General features: G+C 54.1%; 25 protein-coding genes and 1 pseudogene. All 26 read left to right on the plus strand.

Annotated elements, in window-relative coordinates:
* A pseudogene (locus SB719_RS16345) lies at positions 1-1,251 on the plus strand (mobilization protein); the annotation flags it as partial.
* A gap of 109 nt (positions 1,252-1,360) precedes the next feature.
* Positions 1,361-1,927 (plus strand): conjugal transfer protein, encoded by a 567-nt coding sequence (locus SB719_RS16350; protein ID WP_412159421.1) that lies wholly within the window; start codon positions 1,361-1,363, stop codon positions 1,925-1,927.
* Between the two features lie 226 nt (positions 1,928-2,153).
* Positions 2,154-2,363, plus strand: coding sequence for a TraY domain-containing protein (locus tag SB719_RS16355; protein ID WP_412159422.1), 210 nt, complete (start codon positions 2,154-2,156; stop codon positions 2,361-2,363).
* Between the two features lie 539 nt (positions 2,364-2,902).
* Complete coding sequence (locus tag SB719_RS16360; protein ID WP_412159423.1) at positions 2,903-3,280, plus strand: HNH endonuclease; 378 nt, start codon at positions 2,903-2,905, stop codon at positions 3,278-3,280.
* Between the two features lie 436 nt (positions 3,281-3,716).
* The gene (locus tag SB719_RS16365) at positions 3,717-4,757 is read left to right on the plus strand and encodes a toxin co-regulated pilus biosynthesis Q family protein (RefSeq protein WP_412159424.1); all 1,041 of its coding nucleotides are present in this window, start codon (positions 3,717-3,719) and stop codon (positions 4,755-4,757) included.
* Positions 4,758-4,759: 2 nt separating this feature from the next.
* Entirely contained in the window at positions 4,760-6,469 is a 1,710-nt protein-coding gene (locus tag SB719_RS16370) for a PilN family type IVB pilus formation outer membrane protein (RefSeq protein ID WP_412159425.1), read from the plus strand.
* A 5-nt stretch (positions 6,470-6,474) separates the two neighbouring features.
* A complete protein-coding gene (gene pilO2, locus SB719_RS16375) occupies positions 6,475-7,830 on the plus strand; it encodes a type 4b pilus protein PilO2 (RefSeq protein WP_412159426.1) in 1,356 nt (451 codons plus the stop codon).
* A complete protein-coding gene (pilP, locus tag SB719_RS16380) occupies positions 7,817-8,236 on the plus strand; it encodes a type IV pilus biogenesis protein PilP (RefSeq protein ID WP_412159427.1) in 420 nt (139 codons plus the stop codon). The genes pilO2 and pilP overlap by 14 nt, the downstream gene beginning before the upstream one ends.
* 14 nt (positions 8,237-8,250) lie before the next feature.
* Positions 8,251-9,762: a GspE/PulE family protein gene (locus tag SB719_RS16385; RefSeq protein WP_412159428.1), complete on the plus strand. Its 1,512-nt coding sequence runs from the start codon at positions 8,251-8,253 to the stop codon at positions 9,760-9,762.
* Positions 9,759-10,826 (plus strand): conjugal transfer protein, encoded by a 1,068-nt coding sequence (locus tag SB719_RS16390; protein WP_412159429.1) that lies wholly within the window; start codon positions 9,759-9,761, stop codon positions 10,824-10,826. Before SB719_RS16385 ends, SB719_RS16390 begins: the two co-directional genes overlap by 4 nt.
* A 95-nt stretch (positions 10,827-10,921) precedes the next feature.
* The gene (locus SB719_RS16395; protein ID WP_412159430.1) at positions 10,922-11,425 is read left to right on the plus strand and encodes a type 4 pilus major pilin; all 504 of its coding nucleotides are present in this window, start codon (positions 10,922-10,924) and stop codon (positions 11,423-11,425) included.
* A gap of 41 nt (positions 11,426-11,466) precedes the next feature.
* Positions 11,467-12,405, plus strand: a complete 939-nt coding sequence (locus SB719_RS16400) for an ATPase, T2SS/T4P/T4SS family (protein ID WP_412159431.1) — start codon at positions 11,467-11,469, stop codon at positions 12,403-12,405.
* An 11-nt stretch (positions 12,406-12,416) separates the two neighbouring features.
* Positions 12,417-13,619, plus strand: coding sequence for a shufflon system plasmid conjugative transfer pilus tip adhesin PilV (gene pilV / locus SB719_RS16405; RefSeq protein WP_412159497.1), 1,203 nt, complete (start codon positions 12,417-12,419; stop codon positions 13,617-13,619).
* Between the two features lie 57 nt (positions 13,620-13,676).
* On the plus strand, positions 13,677-14,759 hold the full coding sequence (locus SB719_RS16410; RefSeq protein ID WP_412159432.1) for an acyltransferase family protein: 1,083 nt from the start codon (positions 13,677-13,679) through the stop codon (positions 14,757-14,759).
* 112 nt (positions 14,760-14,871) lie between these two features.
* Entirely contained in the window at positions 14,872-15,300 is a 429-nt protein-coding gene (pilM, locus tag SB719_RS16415; RefSeq protein WP_412159433.1) for a type IV pilus biogenesis protein PilM, read from the plus strand.
* A gap of 1 nt (position 15,301) precedes the next feature.
* A complete protein-coding gene (locus tag SB719_RS16420) occupies positions 15,302-15,904 on the plus strand; it encodes a prepilin peptidase (RefSeq protein ID WP_412159434.1) in 603 nt (200 codons plus the stop codon).
* Entirely contained in the window at positions 15,889-16,362 is a 474-nt protein-coding gene (locus SB719_RS16425; protein WP_412159435.1) for a lytic transglycosylase domain-containing protein, read from the plus strand. Before SB719_RS16420 ends, SB719_RS16425 begins: the two co-directional genes overlap by 16 nt.
* Positions 16,363-16,857 carry a lytic transglycosylase domain-containing protein gene (locus SB719_RS16430; protein WP_412159436.1) on the plus strand — a complete coding sequence of 165 codons (495 nt, stop codon included), beginning with the start codon at positions 16,363-16,365 and terminating at the stop codon, positions 16,855-16,857. It begins immediately after the preceding gene.
* Positions 16,858-16,910: 53 nt separating this feature from the next.
* Positions 16,911-17,384, plus strand: a complete 474-nt coding sequence (locus SB719_RS16435) for a DotD/TraH family lipoprotein (protein WP_412159437.1) — start codon at positions 16,911-16,913, stop codon at positions 17,382-17,384.
* A complete protein-coding gene (locus SB719_RS16440; RefSeq protein ID WP_412159438.1) occupies positions 17,381-18,202 on the plus strand; it encodes a type IV secretory system conjugative DNA transfer family protein in 822 nt (273 codons plus the stop codon). The genes SB719_RS16435 and SB719_RS16440 overlap by 4 nt, the downstream gene beginning before the upstream one ends.
* Positions 18,202-19,356: a plasmid transfer ATPase TraJ gene (gene traJ / locus SB719_RS16445; RefSeq protein WP_412159439.1), complete on the plus strand. Its 1,155-nt coding sequence runs from the start codon at positions 18,202-18,204 to the stop codon at positions 19,354-19,356. The genes SB719_RS16440 and traJ overlap by 1 nt, the downstream gene beginning before the upstream one ends.
* Positions 19,356-19,646: a conjugal transfer protein gene (locus SB719_RS16450; RefSeq protein WP_412159440.1), complete on the plus strand. Its 291-nt coding sequence runs from the start codon at positions 19,356-19,358 to the stop codon at positions 19,644-19,646. Before traJ ends, SB719_RS16450 begins: the two co-directional genes overlap by 1 nt.
* Before the next feature lie 30 nt (positions 19,647-19,676).
* A complete protein-coding gene (locus tag SB719_RS16455) occupies positions 19,677-23,228 on the plus strand; it encodes an LPD7 domain-containing protein (RefSeq protein WP_412159441.1) in 3,552 nt (1,183 codons plus the stop codon).
* A gap of 25 nt (positions 23,229-23,253) precedes the next feature.
* A complete protein-coding gene (locus SB719_RS16460; protein WP_412159442.1) occupies positions 23,254-23,601 on the plus strand; it encodes a conjugal transfer protein in 348 nt (115 codons plus the stop codon).
* A 10-nt stretch (positions 23,602-23,611) separates the two neighbouring features.
* Positions 23,612-24,301, plus strand: coding sequence for a DotI/IcmL/TraM family protein (locus tag SB719_RS16465; RefSeq protein WP_412159443.1), 690 nt, complete (start codon positions 23,612-23,614; stop codon positions 24,299-24,301).
* A 6-nt stretch (positions 24,302-24,307) separates the two neighbouring features.
* Positions 24,308-25,219 (plus strand): DotH/IcmK family type IV secretion protein, encoded by a 912-nt coding sequence (locus SB719_RS16470; protein ID WP_412159444.1) that lies wholly within the window; start codon positions 24,308-24,310, stop codon positions 25,217-25,219.
* Positions 25,220-25,221 lie beyond the last annotated feature (2 nt).

A 25,221-nucleotide genomic window follows, 5' to 3' on the forward strand; every position in this document is an offset into this window, starting at 1 on the left:
TCCGATAAGGAAAGCCTTCACGGCTACGCCGTTCGCGAGACGCGTCAGATGATCAGCGACCTGTCCGAAGAGGGCAGCCTCAGCTGGCCGCTGCTTCACAATGTCATGTATACCCGCGGGCTTGGCGTGCGGGAACAGAACGGCGGCCTCGCCGTTTTCGATCTGCTCAATCCCGACAGCATCAGCGTGAAAGCGTCAGACATTCATCCGGCTATCAGTCTGCAGGCGATGGAAGCAAAGCACGGCAGTTTCCTGCCCGCACCGCCCGCATCCGATCCGGAAAATCATGAGGCCGGTATGCTCATGGTTGATAAATTTTATCTGCCGCAGCTGCACGTGCGTGACGAAGAGGCACGCCGCGAACGTCGAGAGGCGAGAGCCGTTGCCCGCGACATCCTGCGCGCCCGCTATGATGCCTATCGCGCCGGCTGGGAAAGACCCGACCTGCGCGCGGGCGAACGCTTCCGCCAGATATCCGCTCACTGCGTGGCTACGAAGGCGAACGTGCGCCAGACCGTCCGGGATCCACTGATGCGCAGGCTGATGTATCGGGTTGCTGAGTTTGAGAAGATGAAGGCAGCAGCAGAGCTGAGACTGCAGCTGCGTGAAGAACGGCAGGCGCTGAAAGAAACCGGACAGGCGCGTCCTCTTACCTGGAAGTCGTGGGTTGAACAGGAGGCGCTTAACGGCGACGTCGCCGCAATCAGTCAGATGCGGGGTTGGGCCTATCGTGAAAAACGTGCTGCACGTAAAGCACAGCAGAATCACCCTGCGCCGGACGCAATTGTTCATGTGGGTCCGGGCGATGACGCACCGATTGTCAGAAGTCCTGTACATGACGTCAGGCTGAATAAAGACGGCAGCATTGAGTATCAGCGCAACGGTATAACTGAGGTCGCCGATCGCGGTGACAGAGTTGAAGTGTATCCCCGCAACGAAGCCGATCAGGAAACCTGGTGGCTTGCCGCAGCAGTCACAGCGCAGCGATCGGGCGAGAATGCCGTTATCAAAGGCGACGAGGCCGCCGTAATGCGTTTACTCGACAGCGGCGCGGTACTGAATGCAAATAATGCCGTTCATCGTTTTGAAGTGGGTGACAGCACTCAGCAGGCGCGTATTGCCGTGACCGAGTCCTGGTTCCGTGAGCAGTACAGTAAAGGTTCCGTTGCTCAGGATCCCGTACCGCGCTATGACCGTTACGAACCTGAAGAGGCGCCGGTGCGGAATAACAGAGATTTACCACGACCGTAAGGAGAGTAATAGCGAAGACATAACTCAAACTGAAGTACTTAGTCGCTGATTGCACAGGCTGGACCCCTGTACAACCAGCTAACCATTACAACCTGTAGAGGAGGCTGCCATGGCTGCCTTGGATCCTATTCATTTTGAATCTGTTTACAAGTTATTTCCTACCCTGACCCTGCTGCAGGTTACTGACGCATGCCTGTACTCCACGGGGGCTACCTATCGTGAGATCGGCGAACTGCGTGGCGTTTCGTCGGAAACAATCAAGAAATCGCTCGAAGCTGCTCAAAAGAGACTGTCTATTTCTGGCCTGCAGTCGCTGAAAGTTGTATTTCTCAGTCGCCTGTTTATTGACCTTTCATTACCCATCTCGAACCCTAAGTGCTCTGATAAGGTGCGCGCTGATGATTTTGATTTATTACTCTCTGACACGCGTCATTTTGAATCTTTACTCCCCGAGCTGCCGGCGAAACTGGTAAGCATCGTGCTGTTTTATTGTTCCGGGTATGACATGGCCAGAATCTCTGCCCTGACGAGAAAAAGTGCAGATGAAGTTATTAAAGCGTTAGAAATGGCCATGGCCAGGCTTAAAGTAGAAACAGAGCACTCCCTGCGTCAGGTTACTCTGGCGAGGCTAATCATAAATTTGACTTTAGGAAGTCATAAGAAAAAAAACCAGTAAAACTTAGTCTTTGAGTTATTTATTTTAGTGTTTTTAACACCCCCTGTCGGGGGTGTTAAATTTAATTTTCGGCTATCAACTCATTGTTTTTTAGTACTTATTTTTTGTATATGTTTAATCCTCAAACAATCTACTACCTGTGGCAGGTAGTTTACAGGAGTAGGATAAATCCTATTAAATAGCGGTATTGCTTACACAATCCATACAAAAATCTCTGGAATGCTTAATGACTTCTGACATTAAAAAAAAAGGTCGTTCAATCCTTTTGAACCTCGATACTGAGCTGTCAGATAAACTCACTCAGGCTGCTAAACGTTCCGGTCGTAGCAAAACAAAAGAGGCAACTTTACGCCTGACTGACCATCTGGATATTTATAGCGATCTGGCTACACCGGGTATTCGTTTTACGGCTCAGAACATCGAAAAAGCCGAGTAATTTTTCTAAGTCTTATTCCAGCTCAAATTTTACGATTTATGCGCTTCTGCGCAGGGCTTTCGTTTGCCCGAATTTAGTCATCCGCTCTTTAACAACGTGCCCGTTATTACCCTGATCTCAAGGTCCTCTCTTGCCGGCATGCATTACCGGTGCGCGGAAGATGTCCGGAGGCTCCGTCACGGCCTGCCACACATCAGGGGAACCCGCCGGGAGGCGGGGCAGTAAAAGGAGCGACTGTTTGACTCACTTTTCTGTCCGGGACAGTGCAAAGTCGGAATTGTGGTGCGTTACCGTTATACCCCTACGTACAAAATCGACGTATCCATGCAGGCCCCGGGGCGTTCCGTCGGGCTCAACTTGCCGCTGGAGAAGGTTAACACTGCATCATGCAGTCGCGAACGGGCAGCCCTGACGGTTTTAATCCACATAACGCAAAGTGACATAGAGAAATCTGTGCGGGCCCACTCAGATGAGTGGGTCAGCCCGGAATTACTTTTACTGCGGGTGCCCGCGAAGACGGGCTGTTACAGGGAGCAGATATGCGTCTATCTAAAAACAAACGCGAAGCGCTGCGGCAGCAGTTTAACGGCTGCTGCGCATATTGCGGCAATGAGTTACCCGATCGTGGCTGGCATGCAGAAGCGATTGGTGAAGAATATGTAAGCGGCGGACTTGCTGCAGTCTGCACTGACTGCCGTGAAGCAAAAGGAAGCGCAACGCCTGAGGCTTTTCGTTCTATTCTGGCGGAACAGGTTGAACGGGCACAGCGCAGCAGCATCAACTTTCGCACAGCGCTGCGCTTCGGGCTGGTCTGTCCGGTAGCGGCTCCCGTTCATTTCTGGTTTGAGCGTCAGCAGGCTGCATGCCACTCCTCAATGCGCTCCGGTGTTATGCCAGCGCACATGATCAGCCAGTAATCCTGAATCCAGTTCGTTTGCATCTCTCAAAACATCCTCAGGCCGACACGGACAGTGCTACAGGCAGCCTGCTCCCGAATCCACTCTGTGCGATGGGTAGTACCTATCCTCTCTACTGAATTTAAAAGACAGCCGCTTACTCCCGCATCATTGCAAAGCGTATCCGCCCTGTCCGGCTCGTACGCTTTTCGTTGCGGCGGACCTGCGGCCAGCGCACGCGGTCAGACTGACGTCGGGAAGGTAATTTTTAACCGATGCTGTAAGTCTAAATATCGCCGCTCTGGCGTCTTTCAGTCTGGCCAGAGCACCGGGAGGCACCCGGCGTCGCAACACCCTTTCTGTATGGCGGTTTTCCGCTACTTCGCACAGTCAATGCCGGAGAGCTTCAGGCCACCGCGCTGACAGTGCCGGCCATGAGCTATCCGGAGTCATCTCTATGTCACTTAATGAACGGGCAGGGCTGTTTCCGGTCCTGCTTCTGACCGGCTGCACGCAGCATGCGGTTATTACGGGGCCGCCGTCGGGCAGCGTGGTAGACGGCATGCTTTTACGTAGCGCAGCCGATATCAGCGCAATGCAGTATCGCATTCATCAGAGCAGCCCCTCTGCGCAGCGCCCGGCTTCTTCAGCATCCAGACCTGCAGGATCGGCGCTTACCGGAAGCAGCGTAACTTCTCAGCCGCTGCTGAAAACAGGCGTTGCTAAAAATTCTCCAGCATTAACAGGCGCCGGGCCTGCTGGCGGCTTTATTGCACAGAACGGCGCCGAACCGACGCTGCGTGCGGCGTTAAAGAAGATTGTACCGTCAGGAACACGTATTAACTTTGATCCTGCCGTCCGGCCGGACACTCCTGAGCTATGGAGCTGGACCGGTAACGATCGCTGGCAGTATGTCGCTGACAAAATGCTGGCTTCCCGCAGTCTGAAGGCCACGCTAAACACCAGGGATAACATCCTCACGGTTGAGCCGGTTCAGCGAGCGCAGGCCGTGCATTCAGCCCTTGCCGCAGCTTCGCAGAAACCGGCAGCAACCAAAATCGCAGCACCGGGTACGGTTACAGCTACGCCGGTACCCACTTCCGGGCGTAATCCCTTCAGAGGGAATATGCCGGCAAAAGATTCAGCTGCCGTGGCAGCCAGCCCTGTTATTACGGCACGGCCTAAGCCTGTGATCCGGGTATGGAAAATTGAGCGGGGCGCTTCACTCAGACAGGGGTTTGAACAGTGGGCGTCACAGGAGGCTTGCCCGCCAGGCAGGCCAAGATGGTCTGTGAAATGGGATTCGGCCACTGACTATCCTATTGACGTTACCCTGACCTTCAATGCTTCAAGCTTTGAGGACGCAACAACTCAACTGTTCAGCCTCTGGCACAGAGCACAGGTGCCACTGTTCGTCAGCGGCTACCGGCCGCAGTGCCTTATCGTCGTCAGCGATGTTCCTCCGGGCTTATCTTCCCCGCATCCGCAACAGGATTAATCATGCTAAAAAAAACCACACTCAGTGTGCTCATCTGCAGCACGCTGCTGCAGGGGTGTGCGCTTGAACGTATTAATGACGTCAATCGCAATGCAGGTCAGACCGCTGACGAAGCGTCATCCCTTATCAGGCAAGCGGCTGACAACCGGCCTGTGGTGCAGTTTCAGAACAGCCAGTTTGTGAATCCTGTTCCGTTACCGGTTGCCAAATATGACGCTCCCCGTGAGATCGTAAACTGCAACATGCCTTATCGGGCAAAATCGCCTCAGGATATCTGGCAGTTCAGTCAGGATATCGCAACGGTGTGCCATATCCGGACGCGGGTAACACCTGATGCTGCAGCAGTGCTGGGCGGGCGTGGTCCGGAAAGCGGATCACCTACTCAGCGGCTGACCAGCGTTCCGTCTCCGGCGCTGTCGGCTTCAGATGAAATGCGGCCGCTGGAATCTTTTGGCGGCGGAACCGCTGCAGCAGCTGCACCTTCTGCCGGCGTATCGCGCACTTTTTCAGGCATCACCTACAACGGAAATCTGGGCGGTCTGCTCGACATCGTGACAGCCCGGCTCGGGATCTCCTGGAAGTATGAGGACGGCATGGTGACGTTCTTCTACCTTCAGACGGCGCGTTTTGATATTGAGCCTTCTGACGCTAAATATGCTCTGACAGGCTCCGTAGTCAGCGGCGTATCTAACAGCAGCAGCTCTGACGGCGGAGGTGGTTCAGGCGGTTCAGGTTCAGGCGGAAACTCCGGCGGCGTTTCAGGTGAAAGCGGGACAAGCCTTAAGTCAGACGTATCTATGGGAAATAACCTGTATGACGATCTGAAATCTACAGCCGAAAGCATGCTGACACCTGGCGTCGGTCGTCTGGACATGAACAAAACAACCGGAACGGTCGTGATCACTGACGTACCGGAAGTTGTACGACGCATTGGTGAGTATCTGACTTCTGAAAATAAGGCCCTGAGTAAACAGGTAAACCTTAAAGTCGTTATCTACACCGTAAATACAGATACGAGCGATGCGGTAGGGATTGACTGGAACGTGGTCTATAAGACGCTCGCCGGGAAATACGGCATTAACCTGGCCGGCCCTGCGGGCACTGTGGCGGATGCGGGCGCCATCAGCTTCTCTGTACTGGATACAGCTACGGGTAGTGCGCGACAGTTTGCCGGTTCATCATTTCTTTTTGACGCCCTGTCAAAGCAGGCGAACGTGGCGGATGTCCGTACTATCCCGCTGATGACTACGAATATGGCCAGCGCGTCAGTGGTAGTTGGCCGACAGATATCGTATCTCAAAAGCGTATCCACAACGGTTTATCAGACCGGAAACAGCGCGCTGCCCTCCCAGACGCTGACCCCGGGTTCCGTGACGACCGGTACCAACATTACCATCTTCCCTAAAATCCTCGATGGCGGGGATCGCATGATGCTGAATATGTTCCTGAATATCTCAAGCCTGATTCGGCTACGTGAGATCACCTCAGACACTGAAAAGCTTGAGGCGCCGGAAGTTGACTCCCGTTCAGTGCCGCAGCGCGTATGGCTTAAACCCGGACAGACCGTCGTGATCAGTGGCCTAGAACAGAACGTCTCCAGCGGCAGCAAGCAAGGTATGTTCTCGCCGGATAACCTGATTACCGGCGGTCAGCGGTCAGGTGACAAAACGCGGCAATCGTTCGTTATTACCGTCACGCCTTATATCCGGTAAACGTCATGAAGAAAAAAAGCAGGCAACCCCCATCCGCGCATGCCGATGAAAATATCCGGGTGCTCACTATTAATCAGCGCCGCTTCGTGACAGGGCTGACCTGGCAGACCATTAAGACGCAGCGCGATTATATGAAAGAGATCCGCCGCGTCGGGAAGGCAAAAGGGCTGGACCTGGTTGCCGTTCGCCGAAGCGATAGCATACAGGCCGGTTTTGCACCTAAAACGCGGCTACGTCTTCGCGGCTCTTACTCGCTGACGGTCACGCTGGCTTCACTGCTGAAAGGGTGCTGCATTGCAGTGATAACGCTGGGTGAAAGCCCGACTGGCGTACCGCAATACACCCTCGTCGGTAAGACCGAACGCGGCGGTATACACGTCAAGTCAGATAAGGTTTTCACCCGGGAGGAGCTGCGGCAAACCATTATTGATCTGCGTGAGGAGTTGCGAGGCAGCAAAGGCGAACTGAACGTACCGGTATACGGGGATCTGAGTATTCCGGACGTTACCGACGCGCTTGATTTGCAGGCTGTTCTGATACCCAAAAATCTGAACAAGGCATTTCGTCTTAAGCCGCTGACGATGGGAATGACCCGGGAACAGCTGATCGCGGCCGGCGTGATATTTACGCTGGCGCTGTGTGGCATGGCCTGGTGGCAGCATGTTGAACACGAGCGGCAGGCTGCTGAACGCGTAGCATTGCAGCGTGAAATGCTGCGGCAGCAAAAACTCAATAAAGAGGCCCGGTACAAAGCGGCGCTGGACAGCTTCCGCCATCCATGGACTGAGCAGGCGTCAGTTGCAACGTTTATCCAGCAGTGTCAGGACGTTATCAGCAGAGTACCTATCTCTATCAATGGCTGGATGTCTACGGTCATCGTCTGCACGCGGCAGGATGTCAGCGTGCAGTCGATAAGGCGGACTAATTCAGCTGCCACCACGTCCGGTTACGTGGACGCAGTTAAGAAGCTCTTTGGCGTCACGCCGGTATTCAGCTTTGCAGACAGCAGTCAGACCACTTTCTCTTTGCCGCATACGCTTCGACCGGAAGGCGATGACCCGATGATCGCGGCAGATGAAAGGCTTATGGGGCTGATTTCTCGATTTCAGGCGCTGAATGTCGATCTCGCTGTGACAGCCGTGCCTATTAATGACGTCAAGACAAACAGCGAAGGTGAGACCCTGCCGCTGCAGCAGTGGCAGGAGTATCAGTTTTCAGCGGAAACTGACGTTCCTCCGCGAGACATTTTCGCTGGTGCTGCTTACACGGGCATTCGCCTCTCTGAGATAACTCTGGCCGTTAATACTTCTGACGGCTCTGTTCGATACAAAATTTCAGGATCCCTGTATGGAAAACGCTAAATACGCAGCTCTGGTTCTGATGCTGGGCTGTGGTCTTGTGCATGCGGAAGACATCGTCAGGACTGTGGGCGATCTCGATCGCCTGCAGAGTGGCCGTGTGTTTTATGACGCTCAGGCCGCCTTTAATAAATCCAAAATGGCAGCAGGTCAGTCAGACACTATTACTCAGTCAGCAGCACCTTCTGCTGCCGCCGGCGACGCAATGCCCGCGGCTTCAGCTGCCAGCTCACTGCCGGCACTGGAGAAAGTAGCCGGTACGATGGCAACGCTGCAGCTGCCTGATGGCAGTACTACTCAGGTAAAGCCGGGTGACAGCGTCAGCGGCGGCTTTGTTGTGATTTCGGTCTCTATGCGCGGCGTTGTTATGAAGCGCACTCAGGATGGCCGCCAGTTCACCCTTAACTAAGGCAGAACGTCAAAATGGTTATTACCGAAGCCACGCATACGCTGGTGCCGATACCGCATGCTGAAGGCAGGCATTTCTCGCCAGATCTACTCAAAAGCATCCGTCTTTTGCGGCATGATGATACGCAGGCGCACGTGCTTTTTGCGCTTAGTGAGCTGGACCAAAACACAGAGCTGTTTGAGCTGCGCGATCATATCCGTACGCAGCTTAAAGATTCAAAAGTCACGTGGTGCGACAGAGAAAGGCTGGAAAAAATATCACAGCAGTTCAGCAATTCGGGTGAAAGCCTGGAAAAAATCAGTGCTGCCCAGAACGTGATTCTCGCCCTGATAGAAAAAGCGGTCGAACTGCGCGGGTCTGATATTCACATTCGTATTGAAAGGCAGTACACACGCGTACTTTACCGGATTGACGGCAACCTGCGTCAGATAAGAAATGAAGCGCCGGAATGGGGGCTACGGGTTGCCAACGCGCTTTATAACTCCATGTGTGAAGAACGCAGTAAAACAACGCTGAGCCTGACCGAACCATGCGACGCTCGCGTGCGTGAGGAGTTCGTTAATAACTTCGGGCTGAGTACTATCCGCTTCGCCAGTCGTCCGGGCGGTCAGAACAGGCTGGCCGTTGCGCTGCGCCTCGTAAGCCGCCGTAAGGAAAGCCTGAAATTTAAAGACCTCGGCATGAACAGTGAAGAGGAGCAGGCGCTGCAGCGCGTGCTGAGCAGCACCGGCGGCACATTTTTCAGCGGTCCGACCGGACACGGTAAGTCAACGATATGTCAGGTTTCAGCTGAGTTTATGGCTCAGGAGGATCCGGGCGAAAATATCATTTCGCTTGAGGACCCGATTGAATCTCCTATCGATGGCGTATTTCAGACCCCGCTGGGTCAGCAGACTCATGCGGAGGCGCTGCGTAACCTGTTGCGCATGGATCCGGATCGTATCTACAACGGGGAGGTACGTGACGCCGGAGCCGCAAACGGCGTGATTGAGGCCATCATGACCGGCGCGCCTGTTATGACAACCATTCATAACAATTCGCCCGCTGACATTATTCAGCGTCTGCGTCGCTTCGGTGTGGATGAAGATTTGTTATTTGATCCAACCATTGTTTCCGGGCTGATTGGTCTGAGACTGGTTCCACTGCTCTGCGGAAACTGCAAAGTTCCCTGGGAGGAGGGACGGGATGATGTCAGCCCGATGATGCGGGATATGGTCGAAACGCATGCACAGACGTTAAAGGTTTTCCTGCGCAGAAAAGCGGGCTGCAATTGCTGCGCAAACACGGGCATAAATGGCCGAACCGGAGTATTTGAGGTTATCGAAACGGACAACCGGTTTATGCGCCTCTACAGCCGTGAAGGCAAAATGGCCGCCTATCTGGACTGGATAAATCAGGGTGGCAGAACGCTTTGTCAGAACCTGCTGCGGCTGATTGATGCCGGCCACGTCGATCCTGTCTGGGCTCACAGGCGCATCTGCAATCTTGATCGCGATGCAAGACTGAGGGAGGGTCATGAGTCATGAACCGATTCGCCCGCGCGCTGTATCAGGCAACGTTCAGCGCAAAAGACCGAATGGAAATTTATGACGATTTCCGTCAGTACCTGTTGGACGGCCGCTCAGCTGCAGAGGCTTATCAGAAACTTATTGATAACTACAGCCGCCGCGGAAAAAACCCCGGGGATGCCATTGCACAGATATTGAGTGAATGTGCCGAAAATCTGGGCGCCGGGTTTAATCTGGGGGACTCGCTGCGTGAGTGGATACCGGATCAGGAACTCAGCATTATTGAGTCCTGCGACCTGGCAGGGCGTCCGGAGAACGGCTTTCTTAATGCGATAAGCATTGCGCAGGGAACGGGACGTCTTACCGGGGCGGTAAAAGCCACAATCGGTCAGACCGGATACCTGATGCTGCTGACCGTCAGCGTTATCGTGATGTTCTGCCTGATGCTGGTACCCGTCATTCTTCAGGCAGTGCCGCTCAGTCAGTGGAATGGCATGCAGACTGCAGTGTACTACTTCTATCTGCTGCTTAAAGACTGGTGGCTGATGCTCCTGCTGTTTGCCGGAGGCGTGGTTTCCCTGGTCGTTTACTCGCTTCCCCGGCTCACAGGGCCGCTGCGCTTCTTTCTGGACAGGTTTCCGCCCTGGTCGGTTTATCAGCGCATTCATGGCGCCGCGTTCATTATGAATGTGAACGCAATGGAAGCCGCAAAAATCCCCATGGAGCGTGCTGTGGCCAACATGAAGCAGTCTACCCGCTCAGCCTGGCTGTATGAGCGGCTGGATGCACTGGAGCAGGCTATTGCGGCAGGTGAAAAAAATCTCGGGCAGGCGCTGGATTCTACCGGCTTCGAGTTTCCTGGCGATCGCGCCATTATTAAACTGCAAAGCCTGTTTGAAACTAAAAACAGTGAGGGTTCGCTGAAACGTTTTGCCGATACATGGCTTGAAAGCACGGTCAAAAGCGTTGAGCAAACCGGAGAGCGTATGCGTATTGCCAGCATGCTGCTCTGCGGCGTTGTAGTCGCTTCACTCATGCTGATCATGTTCAGCCTCATTCAGAAAGCCTTTTTCTTTGGCTAAAGCAGTTCTTCCCGCTTCATCCGTTTTATTCCTAAACAGCTGTGCAGGCCCGGCCCGCACGGCATCTGTCCGTACATCTCCTGAAGGGTGATTTAATGAAGAAGTTAAAAAAGGGTATCGCGAACATCACTGACGCAATCAGTTCGCTTGGCATCATGATTGTGGTTATCAGCTCTGTGGTTGCTGCTGCAGCACTGGCCTACTTCTATCTGAACAGCACTACTGAGGTCACACTGGTCACAACCGTTATGAATGAGACGCGAAACCTGCGTGCGTCAAGCGGTTACGGCACCGATGATTACGTGCCCGCTCTGGTCAAAGGTGGCAGCATCTCAAAAAGTTACACCATCACAAACGGACTCATCTATAACAAGTCCGGGGGCCAGCTGACTGTTAAGGGCAACGGTGTCGGATTCGTCGTCACTGACAGCGGCCTGCCGCAGCGCGACTGCATTAAAGTCGCCCGAAGCATTGGCACTGCTGATCTGGCATCAACCAAAATCAACAACACCTCGTTCACGACCGAAGTGACCGCTGCCAACGCTGCAACCGCGTGCGTGGATGGCGATAACACCCTGACATTTACCACCCGCTCATAATGCTACGCCGCCGGCTTCCGGCGGCCTTCCCCGGACTGTTTATGCAACCTACTGCGCTTAAAGACGCTGATTTTATCGACCTTTATCTTGGTGAAGATTATGCCGAAATCAAAGGGTTGGTTGGCGGGAGCAGCTTTCTGACTCCCGTTTCTGAAGCCCTTGTTGCGGATGTCAGAAAGCTGCAAGCCCTGTGTGAAAACAGGTATCAGGAAACGGGGCGTAATGAATTTTCCTGCTTTTATGATGGCCGCTTATATCGGGCCACGCTGTCTCATGATCTTTTCGGCCACACCGGAATGGTGCTGCGCCAGACGCCCGGAGCCATTCCGAACTTTGTTGATATTCCTTTCAGTACGCCGCTTCGCAAATCCGTTGAGCTTCCCGGCGCTACAGGGTTGTTTTTGATAGCAGGTGAGATGGGAGCAGGCAAAACAACCACGGCCGCAACGGTGCTCAGTCATCGGCTGAGCATGACCGGCAGTCTTGGCGTGGCCATTGAAGATCCTGCAGAAACGCTGCTGCAGGGACGTCATGGTAACGGACGCTGTATTCAGCTTGAGGTGCAGGAGGGCGAGGGATATGCGAACGCCACCCGTAAGGCATATCGCATGGGCGCTTCAGCGTTTCTGCTGGGAGAAATTCGCGACAGCGCAACGGCGCACGAAGTACTGAAAGCCTCTCTCAGCATGTTTGTTATCTCAACCATTCATGCAGCCTCTGTGACTGAGGCGCTGGAGCGGTATGTCATGTTCTGCGAAGAGGTGAGTCCATCAGCAAAAGCCAACATCGCAAATACGCTCTACGTGCTGGCTCACCAGACAATGCGGTTTAACCCGACAGGTAATAGGCGTCAGATAGATATTACCGGCTTCAACCTGCGCAACACCTCTCAGGCAGCGACCATCCGGGCCCGTATTACCGGCGGCCAGTACAACCTGAAGGAACAGCTTGCCTCCATTACCTACGACTTTAAGGATTAACCGTGAAGAAGATGAAGCGGGGAATTGCGCAAATCACCGATGCAACTATAGCGTGGGCAGTTATCACGTTCGCTATCGTGACCATCCTGGTGCCCCTCATGACGTGGGCTGCTGAGGAATACCGGATGAATGTGGCCGCCGGACAGGCAAACACTGTGCAGAAGGCGGTAAACCGCTTTATCGCCGATCAGCAATCCACAATCGCGGCCGGGAGCAGCGCGACGGCAGGCTACACGCTTACTGTTCCGATGCTTATCTCAGCCGGTTATCTGCCCGCAGGCTACTCGCCTGTTAATGCATATACGGCGGCCTACCGGACACTGATATTCCAGCCGGCAGCAGGTAAATTTCATACGATGACCTTTCTGACTGGCGGCTCAACGCTTTCTATGAGTGAGGCGCGCAAGCTTGCCACTCACATCGGTGCTGAAGGTGGCTACATTGAAAACAGCATTGCTAAAGGAGCCCTTGGAAGCTGGCAGGAAAATCTTTCAGCATTTGGCGGGTTTAATCCCGGTGACGCCCACGTTGTGATTGCCGGCTTTTACTCTAACGGCGCCCTGGTTAATGACTATCTCTATCGTCACAGCGTAGCCGGACATCCGGAACTCAACACGATGGGCACAGCACTCAATATGGGGAGTAACGACGTCACGAATGCCAGAACGGTCAGCGGACAGACCCTGAATGCTTCAGCCGACGTGAACAGCGCACGCGTCACGGCTACACAGTCAGTGACTTCACGGGGAACAATTACCGCAACCGGCAACATAACTTCAAGTAAAGACATTTTGGCTAATGGCACGCTGCGTGCAGCTCATGATGCTGTGGTAGGCGGTGTTATAAAGCTTAATCAGGTTAATACAGTGGGGACAAAATGCGATACTTGGGGAGAAGTCAGCCGCGATTCTTCAGGTGCTGTCTTATCATGTCAGCGAGGTATATGGAAGCTGCAGAGTACACCAATTGATACCTTGATTGTACGCAGCAGCGGTACTTGCTTGGACAGCACGGCTGAAAGGGCAATATGCCCCTCGGGATCGAAGCTTATATCTGGCGGATACATCCTGACAAAGTATGGCGATGGCAGTAACCATAATTCACCTGACCAGGCATACCCTGATCCCGCTAGTAACAGTTTTATCATCATTACTCCTAATAATCAGCGTCATGGTACGTGCTTTGTTGCCACTGCAGTCTGTTCAAGACAATGACATTACCTGTACTATTCTGCCCTCTGTTTATGTCAGACTGTGATAAAAATTTCCAATATGAATAATCAAGGATTTAGAGGTGTTCAGGCACTTCGAGGAATAGCCGCTCTAAGCGTAGTGCTTTTTCACTTTCGCTGGAACATCAACGTTGTTAATCCAGGGCTAGGTGATACTCTTTTCCGGTGGGGAGGGACAGGTGTCGATCTATTCTTTCTAATAAGTGGATTTGTTATAACACTTAGCGCATCCAGGGTTCCTAATGGTCTTAATGGTGCAATTTCTTTTATCAAAAGGCGAGCCCTGAGAATACTGCCTGCTTATTATATAATCCTGCTTATTACTTTTTTCCTTAGCGGGGCCATGAGCACGTTTCATTACACGGATAGAACTGAAAACTTAATTAGCGCTTTGCTTTTTATGCCTATATATCCTACTCATGGTCCTTTCTATGTAGATGATAGCGGTATGTACGGCATCAGATGGACATTAAACTACGAAGTATTGTTCTATGTGTTTATTTCGGTATCTCTATTGTTCAGTAAGCGTTGGTTTTTTGCTGCCATCTTGTTTTTTATGTCCCTTATATTTATTCCTTTAGTACTTGGTTATGATGTTACGCTTAACTCAAGTGGGTATGCTTTAAATTCAGCCTGGCTTGGTTTGATTACGAATCCAATGATATGGTTGTTTATAATAGGTATGCTTATAGGCTTAGCGCTGCCTTATTTACAACATATCTCTCCGAAATTCATGACAATTATGTTCATCATTAGCCTGATCTTGGCTATTTCTCTCTTTAGCCAAGGTAAGTTTATTGGGCATGGGGTGCTGAAGTCTGGCTGGGTTTATGCCTTAATACTGTTGACTATAGTGATGGCGGAGAAATTTATTGGTAAATATGTACCAAAATTTCTTATTGCTCTTGGAGATATCTCTTTCTCTTTGTATTTAATTCATACATTAATGAATAATGGGATAGGTAAGCGTTTTGAAGCTCTTGGTATTGAAGATGGGTATTTTAGAATGTTGATGTCTATATTTATGTCGTTGATTTTGGCATGGTTGTCATGGCGATTCATCGAAAAGCCGCTATCCTTATCCCGAAGGAAAAAAGCAGCCCGTATCGATTTATGTAACTAATCATCGCAGTATGTTTTAATTTAACGCTAAATAATACGCCTCCTGCTTTATAAAGCATGAGGCTATTGGCTAACCCTGTCTTTTTGAAATCAATTCTATCTGCAGGTGAATAATGAAAGCTTCAATATTTTTTGCCGCAGTATTAACTACTGTTGCTGGTATCTTATCGTCATTTATTAACAAATCACATAACGATAATATCAATCAAGTTATCCAAGCGCAGCAGGCAGGCCAGTTTCTAAATTACGTAGCCGCATTTAATAACCTCTGGGCTGTCAGTGCACCTGCGGACGGTGACGCTGCCTCAAAAGTGTCTCTGCCTTCCTGGCTTACCCGTAACAGCAGCATTCAGCTGCGTATCAGCAGTGGCACCGGCTACGTTTTCGCGCCGTCTTCGCCCGGTTTTTACTCTCAGCTGATGCAAAAAACAGAGAACAGCGCGCACTTTGGGTTATCGGATGCTGCGGGCATCAATACTCCCTCCGGAAGGCTGACACGGCCTGGTTTTATTCCGGCCGGTTACGTGGTCTACGTGAGGTAGCATGCTTCTGATTATCCCCGCCGTTCTTCTTATTTCTCTGATGCTCGCCTTCAGCCTTCCCGTGCTTTATGAAAGCGCAAGGCTTGCTGCCGCTGAGTCATCCGAAACGCCGCAGATAGCCCGTGTGCGTCCCTTTCTGGCAGCGACGCTTCTGCTGGGTGGCGTGATACCGGCCTGGCTGCTGACGCGCGAGCCGGCATTCTGCGGCTTTGTGCTGCTGCTGGCCTGTGCCGCTTATATCGACTGGATAACGCAGTGGGTTCCCGATCCGCTTATCTTCATGTTGTCCTGGGCGGCCCTCGGGGCGCTTTTGCCGGGAGAGGCTGACGCTCTGATAATTTTCGCTGGCGCTGCAGCTATGTTGCTGCCGGCAGTGCTTCTCAATGTGATCACATGGCTGCGAGCGCAGCCGCCGGCGCTGGCGTCAGGTGATCTTTATGTTCTGCCAGCGCTGGGCGCATGGCTGACCCCGGAGTGGGCGGGCCTCTCGTTTCTGGCCAGCCTGTTCTTTACGGCTATTGTCGGGCGATTTATCCGCGGCGTGCCGTTCATAACCGTGCTTTATCCCGTGTTCATGATGGTGACGCTATGCAGAAACTGGTAACTGGAGCGCTTTTACTGAGTACTGCGCTGGTGACGCACGCTGCAAAAGCTCCCCCTGATATTGCCCGCTGCTTTCATGACGCCGGCGCGCGCTTCAGCGTTGACTGGCGTCTGCTGCATGCCATCGCAGAAGTAGAAAGCGGGCTTAATCCGGGCGCCATCGGATACAACAAGAAAGGCGGACGGATCCTCAGTGAGGACCTTGGCATGATGCAGATTAATACCTCATGGCTCCCGGTTTTGCGCCCGATGGGTATCACTCGTGACGTTTTACTGAGCAATGCCTGTCAGAACATTCACGTCGGTGCCTGGATACTGGCAAAAAACATTGCCCAGAACGGCGTCAACTGGACTTCTGTCGGGGCTTATAACGCAGGTTTTAAAAACGCAAATGAGGCCTTTCGTATGCGATATGCACGTAAGGTTTACACGCGCTATATCGAACTCACAGGAAACTGAATGATGAGAAAGCCAGCGTTTAAGCGGGCAGCCATTGCCGCCCGGCTCGCGTTATACGTCCTGACGGGCACGCTGTTTCTGTGTGCCTCCGCTCAGGCTTACTGTTTTCGCGAGGCCGGCGAGCGGTATCACGTTTCACCGCAACTTCTGCGCGCGATTGCACAGGTAGAAAGCGGCATGGACCCGCACGCGGTTGGATATAACCGCGACCGGCAGGGACACATTACCAGCCGCGATTTTGGCCTGATGCAGATCAACTCTACGCATCTGGCAAAGCTCAGGGCGCTCAGAGTTATCAGCGACGAACGCGATTTGCTGACGCAACCCTGTCTGAACGTTCAGACCGGCGCTTGGATACTGGCGCAGCATCTGCAGGTATGCGGCCTGACATGGCAATGCCTGGGAAGCTATAACGCCGGATTTGCTGAAAGTAATCAGGCCCGGCGCATGGTGTATGCGCGCAAAGTCTGGGCGGTCTGGCTCGCTACCCGTTGAGCTGTATCGATATTCCCTCCTCTTATCTGAATACCGGACTTCCCGGAGAATCCATGAAAAAAATCATCCTAACCGCGCTGCCGGCGCTGCTGTGTGGCTGTCAGCCAGGCGCTCAGCTGCAGACATCTGCCACACATACGCAAACGCTGATTCAGCCTTCAAAACCGGCCCTGCAGATGCAGCAGCTGTGGGCAGAAGACGCACTGAAAGCAGAGACGCCGCTGCCGGTAAGTACTATCCGTGCAGACAGCGATCGCGTGACGCTCAGCTGGAACGGCGATGCCGTTGAGCTGCTGCGCAGCCTTGCCCAGGCACGCGGGCAGGCATTCAGCTATGCCGGCGTTCGCCTGCCGCTGCCGGTGGATATAGAGGTACAGAACATTACCTACGCCAACCTGCTGCGCATAGTTGAAATGCAGACCGCCTGGCGCGCCTCACTAACGTCCTACCCGGGACAGATGCTGCTGCAGTTTATGCCGGCGATTAATGATCCGCAGGTGCGTCCTGCGCACGGAGGAAAAAGATGAGACTGCGACTCAGCGCTCTGCTACTCCCTGCGCTGCTTGCGGGTTGTGCCGGGCTGCACTCCTCTCCACCGGTAACAGCCGGCCCGGACGGCACACCGCCGCCGGGGCCTGAGGCTTACCTGTCACCCAAAAAGCGGGACACGGCAGATGTCTCTGATAATCGCCGGCAGATGCTCACTGAGGGCGGCCGCACAACCGGCTTTCGTGGAGGTAAGGCGCAGCGGGCATGGGAGCTGCGGCGCGATCTGGACGCGCGGGCAAAGCAGCTTGACGCAACCTATGACTTCCGGCCGCTTATCAGTAGCCGCGGCTGGCTTCCGCCGGTCATTACCGAGGCAACTGATGTGGCACACGTCACGGCCGACCAGATACGTACGGCAAGCCGCGTTTACGAAATTATCCAGCCAGAACGTTTCGTCAGTAACCCGCCAACCTGGCGCGGCTGGCTTATGGCAGGCCTGAGCACGGTTCCCCCGGATGAACCAGCTGGCGGTCTCGTGCCTGAAAACGGTGTACAGCGCGATATCTGGCAGGCTGCCGTTAACGAAGGCTGGGCAGAAGGTCGGCAAAGTGCTGACGAAACGCTTGAGGCTAACGTTAACCGGCTTACTCGCGATTACAACGGCATGCTTACCTATCTGCTGCTGCGCCGGCAGAACCTTGTCACAGCGCCGGTTGTTACTGAGCGTCAGCAGACGGTAACAGGCGATCGTAACAAACTTACGACCGGCGACCGTGAACGACGTCTTGACTCACGAGCCGGTTTTGTGACCGACAAAGCTAAGTGGAAGCCAGTTATTAATACGGAGAAACGCTAATGGCATCAGAACTTATTCCCTTTGATTTCGGCGCCGGTCTTGACGCCGATACGTTCCGCAGTTTCATGGTCTGGTGCGCGCGAAATAATGTAAGCGATATTCACCTGCAGGGAGACAATCACTTTGTGGTCGGGCGCTTCGGGCGCCTGATTCGCGCCAGCCCGTTTGTGGTGCCAGATGACACCATGGCTAAGCTTATGGATGAAATATTTTCACCTGAACTGCGCCCCAAGATTCGCGGCGGCGAGTCAAACGACAGGGCACTGCAGCTCGACGGAGATTCAAATAATCGCTGGGGCCTTAAGCGCGGTGAACGTATTCGCTTTCGCGTTAATCTGCTGCAGGGAACGGCGGGGCGTCAGAAAACAATTGGCTGGACCATGCGGGTGATCCCGACCGACATCCCTCCGCTTACGGGAATGAATCTTGAGTCGGAACTGATGGAGAATATCCTGCCGGAAAAAGGGCTCGCCATCTGGGGCGGCATAACCGGCTCGGGTAAAAGCACCGCGCTTGCCTCAACCTATCGATACTGCCTTGATAACTATCCCCATCGTAAAGTCACCACAAAAGAGGATCCGATTGAATTCATCCTCGGCCGGCCGGGGGACATCCTGCCGCCGCTACAGTCGCAGGTTGGCGAGGATATTCCGGACTTTGCTACCGGCATTCGTGCTGACCTGCGGCGTGCGCCGTCGGTCATGGGCGTGGGTGAGATGCGTGACCGCGAGACCATTGATGCTGGCATCCGCGCCGGACAGCTTGGCCATCTTTGTCTGACTACCACACATATTGATTCGCCAGGTGAGGTGTTTGCGCGCCTGCTGATGGAGTTTCCGCATGAAAGCCGGGACGCTATGGCCTGGTCTCTGCTGGGTGTACTGCAGTATGTCGTGGTTCAGACACTACTGCGTACGACTGACGGGAAGCGTACTGCGGTGCGGGAATACATCGTAATTGATCATGCGCTGCGCGAGGTACTCGGAGAAATGCCCTGGTCACAGTGGGGTGCCCACGTGAACAACATTATCCGGGCTGAAAAGCGCCGCATCGTGGATCAGGCCTGGCGTCTCTGCGCTGAAGGCCGCATTGATGCCGCGGAACTTAACACGGTGATGTCGCCCCGGCAGCGTCGTGAATTTGAGGGCGCGTGATGAGCCGGCGTCATAAAAATGACTATCCTCCCGGGTTCTGGCGCCGGGCTGGTCTTTCACTGAGTTTTGCCGGCGTGCCTGCCTGGCTCTTTCTGCTTTATCTCTTCTGGTTTCGCTTTCCCTGCATGGAAACGCTGTATGTCGTGACCGGCGTGATCGCGATCTTTCGCCTGCTGAAAATGTTTGGCTGGGGCGTGACTGAAATGCTGACACGTCTCACCCGCCTTGCCCGCGGTAAAAGTCTGAGCGGGCGCCCGTGGTGGTATCGCCGCTTTACAGACGGCGAGTAACCACTACTCCGACAAACGTAAGGAGACACTATGAAAACCGCAGATTATCCGGTGTGGCTGGCTGTGCTGCCGGATCAGCGGGATGCAGCAAAAGCTGATGCTGGCAAACATCCTGATGGCCGGAACGCAATTGCATGGGATAACGAGGCGCAGCTCTGGTATGCGCGACCCGGTGCCGACCTGAGCCGGCTGAACGCATGGCTGCCCGATCGCAGCATCCGGAGCAGTGGTGGCGGCGACCCGCAGTCTGAGTTTCTCGATGCACTGACCAGCGCCGGACTGATACTGGATGATTTGCCGGTCATGGACGGCAGGAAACATCGGGTGCCTGTCGTTGAAGGTAAGAAAGGGAATCTTGATGGTGTCTACAAGGGTTTTACGACCGGTTACAAGCCCGGTGGCTGGTTTATCAATTATCACCGCGCAGATAACGATCAGGATATTACAAAGTGGAAAGCCAGCGGCAGCCCGGGAAAAGTTGACCCGTTAGCGCGCATACATATTCGTGCAGTGATGCGACAAAGTCAGGACGATACGGCACGCGAGCAGGCTGCTGTGTATGCACGTCAGACCGCAAAAGCGTACGGGTTAATTTCAATAATGGCCGAAGCCGATCCCGGGCATGCTTACCTGGTTCGCAAAGGTGTTACGGCAGCAGAGGATCTCAGGCTAACCAATAATGGCGCGCTGGCCATTCCGCTTTATAACGCAGACGGTGAATTCCGGACGCTGCAATATATACCGCCGGCCGGAAAAAAATATTTGTTCGCTGACGCCCCAAAGTCCGGACATTTTCGCGTAGAAGGAGGCCCGCTGGTTAATGGTGAGCCAGTGCTCTACGCCGAGGGTTATGCGACTGCCCGCAGCCTTTATATGGTTACCGGACGGCCTGTAGTTATGACAGTTGATGCAGGAAATATGGCAGCCGTTGGTGAGATCCTGAAGGCGCATTTCCCTGACAGCCCGCATTTGTTTATGGCTGATCTCGATCACGCTAATGAAAAAAATAAAGGCCTTTTATCTGCTCAGCGGTCCGCTGTGGCAGTAGGTGGCGCCGTTATCATTCCTGACTTGCATGCTGATGAAATAGACGCCGGCCTGAAAGATTTTAATGACCTGCATCAATCCCGTGGCATAGACGCATTACGTGCCAGTCTCCTTCCGCAAATCAATGAAGCTCTTATCAGCCTTAATTACAAGGACCCGGCCATGGCCAAACCTGACGACGCCTCTCCAGCACCAGAAAACACTGAAAAATCCAAACCAGCAACACGTCGTCCGGGCGCGGCTTTAGAACACACCGATGCGATTCTGAAGTTAAGCGAAGAAGGGTTAAAGGCGTCGCAAATCGCCAAAGAACTCGGCATCGGGCAGACCAGCGTTTATCGGATTCTGAAAGCGCAGCAGGCTGAAGCCCAGCCCGGGCCAACTGTACCTGAACCGTCTGGTCTGGTTCAGAGCATACCGGCATCTGAAGCTTTGCAGAAAAGAGGCTCAGCAACAGCTGATGTGATGCCTGAGCGTGCGCCAGCTAATGCAGCCCCCGCAATAACAGCACTGCCGGAAAACTCTGTCAGTGATGTGCCAGATAAAACATCTCATTCAGAGCCGGTTGCCGTAATATCAGATACTTCTGCTGCGTCTGATACCGATACTGACTCTCCGGCACCTCCCGCCTCACCTGTAAGTTCGGCTCCCATAGCTGCGAGTGCGTTGGAAACGCCTGAGTCAGATATGTCAGGAGCATCAGATACCTTTTCAGATGCTTCTGCTGCTGAGGAACAGGCGTCAGAAATCACACAAACCTCAGTTGCTGAAGCTGACGTCACGCCTGACGCTGAACTGATAGTCAATGCAGAAGAACAGCCGGCTGCATCAGCAGATACAGTTCCGCTTGAAAATGTACCTCTTGCTGAGCCAGCGCAGCCGGGCCCGGCTGCTTTCGGTGAGGAAAACGCTATCCTCGTCGGGGCGCAACGTGTGGCGCCACAACCTGAAGATGCGCCTGCACAAAATGCTTCGCGTATCGATCAGGATAAATTGCTGAGCCGGCTGTCTCATGAACGACACTCTGATGGTAAGAGCGTTATCTACAGTCTGGACAATACGCCTGCGTTTACTGACCGCGGAAACCGCCTGGTCATGGCGGAAGGAGCCAGTGCTGATGAAGAAAAGGTTCTGGCCGCTCTGTTAAATGCAGCAAAGTTCTACCATGGCAAAATTGAACTCACCGGCAGCGATGAATTCAAGGCGTTTGCCATAAACGTCATTGTAAATAACGGGCTGCAGGTCAGCATGAAAAACCCAAGCCAGCAGCTTGCACTTGAGGAGGCTAAGCGGTTAGCCGGGCAGCCTGCAGCAGTCCCGGATATGGTCAGGGGGGAGCCGGTCGCAGCACCCGTAACCGCCGCTGCCAGCCCGGTACCGCCTGCGACTCCGGTAGCGCAACCTGTAACAGCTGCCAGCCCGGAAACGCCGGCTGTGCCGGTGTCAGCTCCTGTTTCTTCAGTGAACAGTAAAACCATGCCAGCTACACCGGTATCAGATGCCACGATATCCTCGCCGGCGCAGTCCACTATCCGGCCGGATATTCACACCCCGGCTGAAAAAGCGCGAGAACCTGTTACTGGTAAGGTGACAGCACACGGGCAGGCGCCTTTCCGGTTTGAACAGGGTAATCAGGAAAGCGTGTTTATTACATTACGTACCCGCGAAGGATCGCAGACTTTCTGGGGCAAAGAGCTTGCTGGATTAATACGCGACACCCGCCTGCGCGACGGACAGATGGTGACACTGCAATGGATGGGGCAGCAGCCCGTTACGGTAAACAAGCCTTCAAAAGACAGGGACGGCAATTTTACCGGTGATTATGAGCCTGTACAGACCAATCGAAATCAGTGGGCACTTACCTCAGTGCGTGGTACACGCGTTCAGACCGGAGGCGATGAAATGCTGAAGCTTTCAGCGTTCAGCGCAAATCGTTACACGCAGATCCAGCATGCTGTAGCCAGCCAGCTTAACATTGCCCTCAGTGCGCCGCCTAAACCCGCGGACGGCCTTTACTGGTTCAGGCCTGACGGTCAGGGCAGCAGCAGCGCAGGTGATGCGTTGTCAGCCCTGCGCCCCGACCATAATCAGCACGCCGGCAAAGCAGTGATGAGCGCATGGGGAGCTGACGGGAAGCCGGATCTGTACCTGGTACAGGGGGATGGCCAGTATCTGCAGGGCGTTCTGCGTCAGGGAGACACATATCAGCATGTCCTGGCAAGCATGCCAGACAGTAAAGACGCGCCAAAAATGGTAATCAACATCCTGACGCCTGAGGGTGCGAAACCCGTTGGCAGCGGCAACGGCGTTAATCGTTCTGACGGTAAACCGATACCGCGCGAACACGTTGCCTTCCGCGTGACAGGTGACGAAAAAGTCCGGATTGCAAAGCTGCAGGAACCAGCCAGCATTCCGCCGGCGCTGCATGCACGGCTGGGCTATGACGAGCGCTATAAGGCTGAACCTGTTTACCCAAAGGAGCAGCCGGCAGCAGCACTACAGGCCACGCCGGCAACAATCAACCGCCCGGCATAAGCAACTATCTGACCGGAGTACTCACATGAAAAACATACAGACCGCCCTGGTGGCGGTCTTTTTCTGTCTGACATCCTTCACCGCTGACGCAGCCGGCTGCCGGGCCGCCAGGGCGGCAAAGGCCGGCAGTGAGGCAGGATATAACGCAGCCAAAAAGGCAAGCGATGCCTGGTCTGAGCGTGAAAGCCAGATGTCAGATCAGATGCAGAACTGTCTTTCAGGTATACGGGACGTGTCGGTCAGCATGCCGCATCTTCCCAGCCTGCAGGACATCATGAACAAAGCGTCAGAAAAGGTCTGCAGCGCCATGACCGACAAAATCAACAGCTATCTGCCCGACGACATAGATCCGTGGCAGTCCTACGGCATGTAAGGAGTAACACATGCAACATCCTGATCCGGCGCTGGCGCAGGCCGCTGTGCAGCCGCTGGAAAACCCGGAAGCTTATGAACACTCAGTGCATGCCCAGCACGAGCGCACGCTTGGCGCCGGGTTTGCACGCAGCTGCCTGAAAGCGCTGTTAGTTAGCCTGCTGGGCAACCTGATCCTTGCAACAGCAACCTGCGTGCTTATCTGGGCATACATGAACGTGCCGCGTGAGTATGTTGCCACCGAAAACGGACGCATTACGCCTTTTTACCCGACGGAAAAGCCAGTCTGGAAAGAAAGTGACGTGCGTCAGTTTGGGGCTGACATCATCAGTCAGGCTTTCACGCTTGATTTTGTGCATTACAGGGAACAGATGACAGCGTCCTCTCCGGGATTTTCTGAAGAGGGGTTTGCCGGCTACAACCAGGCACTGACGACGGGATCGAACATTCTGGCGCTGGTTAAAGATAAGCGAATGAATCTCACAAATACCGTTGAGCCGGGCGTAATAGCGCGCCGTGGCGTTATTGGTGGACGGTATACATGGGAGTTTCAGTATCCGGTCACGATGCGCCTGCAGGGGCAGAACAGCAGCAGCCCGCCGCTGCGCTATATCTTCACGCTGCGCATTCAGCAGACGGACGTTCGCCTGAAGCCGCGAGGCCTTGAGGTCACTCAGACTATCACCAACAACGCAGGGTAATAACCTATGAGTAACTTTCGCACGCTGGCCTTATGGCTGGCGCTATGCGGCAGCGCGATTGCAGCTCCGGCAGATGCCATAACCGGCGCCGGTGCGGCGGGTCCGCTGCCCGGTCAGGCGCTGCCGGCACCTGCATCTGTCGAATATGATCAGGCTGAGGCAGCAATTGCGCCACTGACGGCGGACGAAGTCCGGCGGCTGCGGGCACAGCAGGCCGAACAGGACCGGGCGCTGGCAACTCCCGGTATTACTGCGGTCCCGCGCATTACTGCGCAGACCGTCAGTCTGCAGCCGGGCGCCAGCCTGCCGCTGGTTCGTACTGCAGTGAACTGGCCTGCAACGGTGAGCTTTATTGACAGTACTGGCGCTCCATGGGAGCTGCTTGGTGAGCCACACAGTGGCTCTCCCGACATTGTCGTTAAGTGGGAGCCCGGTACGCCTTTCATGATCATCACGGCCAAACGCGATTTCGTAAGCACGCTCGTGACCGTGGGCCTGAAAGGGCTGTCCGTTCCGCTGCAGATAAGCGTCATGAGTGGTGAAGCGGACACAGTGAAAAAGACCTGGACGGTAGATGCGCGACTTGATTTGCGCATTCCCCGTCGTGGTCCGGCCGCAGTGGCTGACGCACCGACAGCTTCACGAATCGGACTGCATGATGATGTGCTGCAGGCGTTTCTGGATGGCGTGCCGCCTTCCGGTGCAAAGCGTCTTAAAACCAGCGGCAGCGTGCCGGATACCGCGGTCTGGCAGCAGGGCGATGATTTGTATATCCGCTCGCGTGCTGATATCCGCGATGAGTTTGATACCACGCTGTCCTCTGCTGATGGCACTCATCTCTGGAAGCTGCCGCTGACGCCACGCGTAGCGTTTTCTGTAGACGGGCGCACTGAAGCCCTCAGCATTGCCCTGGAGTAACC

The organism is Pantoea sp. SIMBA_079, assembly GCF_046940275.1.
Taxonomy (GTDB): domain Bacteria; phylum Pseudomonadota; class Gammaproteobacteria; order Enterobacterales; family Enterobacteriaceae; genus Pantoea; species Pantoea borealis.

Excerpts from the sequence above, each read along its gene's own strand:
- SB719_RS16425 (WP_412159435.1), top strand. The coding sequence starts at position 15,889 with ATGCAGAAACTGGTAACTGGAGCGCTTTTACTGAGTACTGCGCTGGTG.
- SB719_RS16365 (WP_412159424.1), top strand. The coding sequence starts at position 3,717 with ATGTCACTTAATGAACGGGCAGGGCTGTTTCCGGTCCTGCTTCTGACC.
- SB719_RS16400 (WP_412159431.1), top strand. The coding sequence starts at position 11,467 with ATGCAACCTACTGCGCTTAAAGACGCTGATTTTATCGACCTTTATCTT.
- SB719_RS16465 (WP_412159443.1), top strand. The coding sequence starts at position 23,612 with ATGCAACATCCTGATCCGGCGCTGGCGCAGGCCGCTGTGCAGCCGCTG.
- SB719_RS16470 (WP_412159444.1), top strand. The coding sequence starts at position 24,308 with ATGAGTAACTTTCGCACGCTGGCCTTATGGCTGGCGCTATGCGGCAGC.
- SB719_RS16420 (WP_412159434.1), top strand. The coding sequence starts at position 15,302 with ATGCTTCTGATTATCCCCGCCGTTCTTCTTATTTCTCTGATGCTCGCC.
- pilO2 (WP_412159426.1), top strand. The coding sequence starts at position 6,475 with ATGAAGAAAAAAAGCAGGCAACCCCCATCCGCGCATGCCGATGAAAAT.
- SB719_RS16440 (WP_412159438.1), top strand. The coding sequence starts at position 17,381 with ATGAGACTGCGACTCAGCGCTCTGCTACTCCCTGCGCTGCTTGCGGGT.
- pilV (WP_412159497.1), top strand. The coding sequence starts at position 12,417 with ATGAAGCGGGGAATTGCGCAAATCACCGATGCAACTATAGCGTGGGCA.
- pilM (WP_412159433.1), top strand. The coding sequence starts at position 14,872 with ATGAAAGCTTCAATATTTTTTGCCGCAGTATTAACTACTGTTGCTGGT.
- SB719_RS16395 (WP_412159430.1), top strand. The coding sequence starts at position 10,922 with ATGAAGAAGTTAAAAAAGGGTATCGCGAACATCACTGACGCAATCAGT.
- SB719_RS16355 (WP_412159422.1), top strand. The coding sequence starts at position 2,154 with ATGACTTCTGACATTAAAAAAAAAGGTCGTTCAATCCTTTTGAACCTC.
- SB719_RS16450 (WP_412159440.1), top strand. The coding sequence starts at position 19,356 with ATGAGCCGGCGTCATAAAAATGACTATCCTCCCGGGTTCTGGCGCCGG.
- pilP (WP_412159427.1), top strand. The coding sequence starts at position 7,817 with ATGGAAAACGCTAAATACGCAGCTCTGGTTCTGATGCTGGGCTGTGGT.
- SB719_RS16385 (WP_412159428.1), top strand. The coding sequence starts at position 8,251 with ATGGTTATTACCGAAGCCACGCATACGCTGGTGCCGATACCGCATGCT.
- SB719_RS16390 (WP_412159429.1), top strand. The coding sequence starts at position 9,759 with ATGAACCGATTCGCCCGCGCGCTGTATCAGGCAACGTTCAGCGCAAAA.
- traJ (WP_412159439.1), top strand. The coding sequence starts at position 18,202 with ATGGCATCAGAACTTATTCCCTTTGATTTCGGCGCCGGTCTTGACGCC.
- SB719_RS16410 (WP_412159432.1), top strand. The coding sequence starts at position 13,677 with ATGAATAATCAAGGATTTAGAGGTGTTCAGGCACTTCGAGGAATAGCC.
- SB719_RS16435 (WP_412159437.1), top strand. The coding sequence starts at position 16,911 with ATGAAAAAAATCATCCTAACCGCGCTGCCGGCGCTGCTGTGTGGCTGT.
- SB719_RS16460 (WP_412159442.1), top strand. The coding sequence starts at position 23,254 with ATGAAAAACATACAGACCGCCCTGGTGGCGGTCTTTTTCTGTCTGACA.
- SB719_RS16370 (WP_412159425.1), top strand. The coding sequence starts at position 4,760 with ATGCTAAAAAAAACCACACTCAGTGTGCTCATCTGCAGCACGCTGCTG.
- SB719_RS16350 (WP_412159421.1), top strand. The coding sequence starts at position 1,361 with ATGGCTGCCTTGGATCCTATTCATTTTGAATCTGTTTACAAGTTATTT.
- SB719_RS16430 (WP_412159436.1), top strand. The coding sequence starts at position 16,363 with ATGATGAGAAAGCCAGCGTTTAAGCGGGCAGCCATTGCCGCCCGGCTC.
- SB719_RS16455 (WP_412159441.1), top strand. The coding sequence starts at position 19,677 with ATGAAAACCGCAGATTATCCGGTGTGGCTGGCTGTGCTGCCGGATCAG.
- SB719_RS16360 (WP_412159423.1), top strand. The coding sequence starts at position 2,903 with ATGCGTCTATCTAAAAACAAACGCGAAGCGCTGCGGCAGCAGTTTAAC.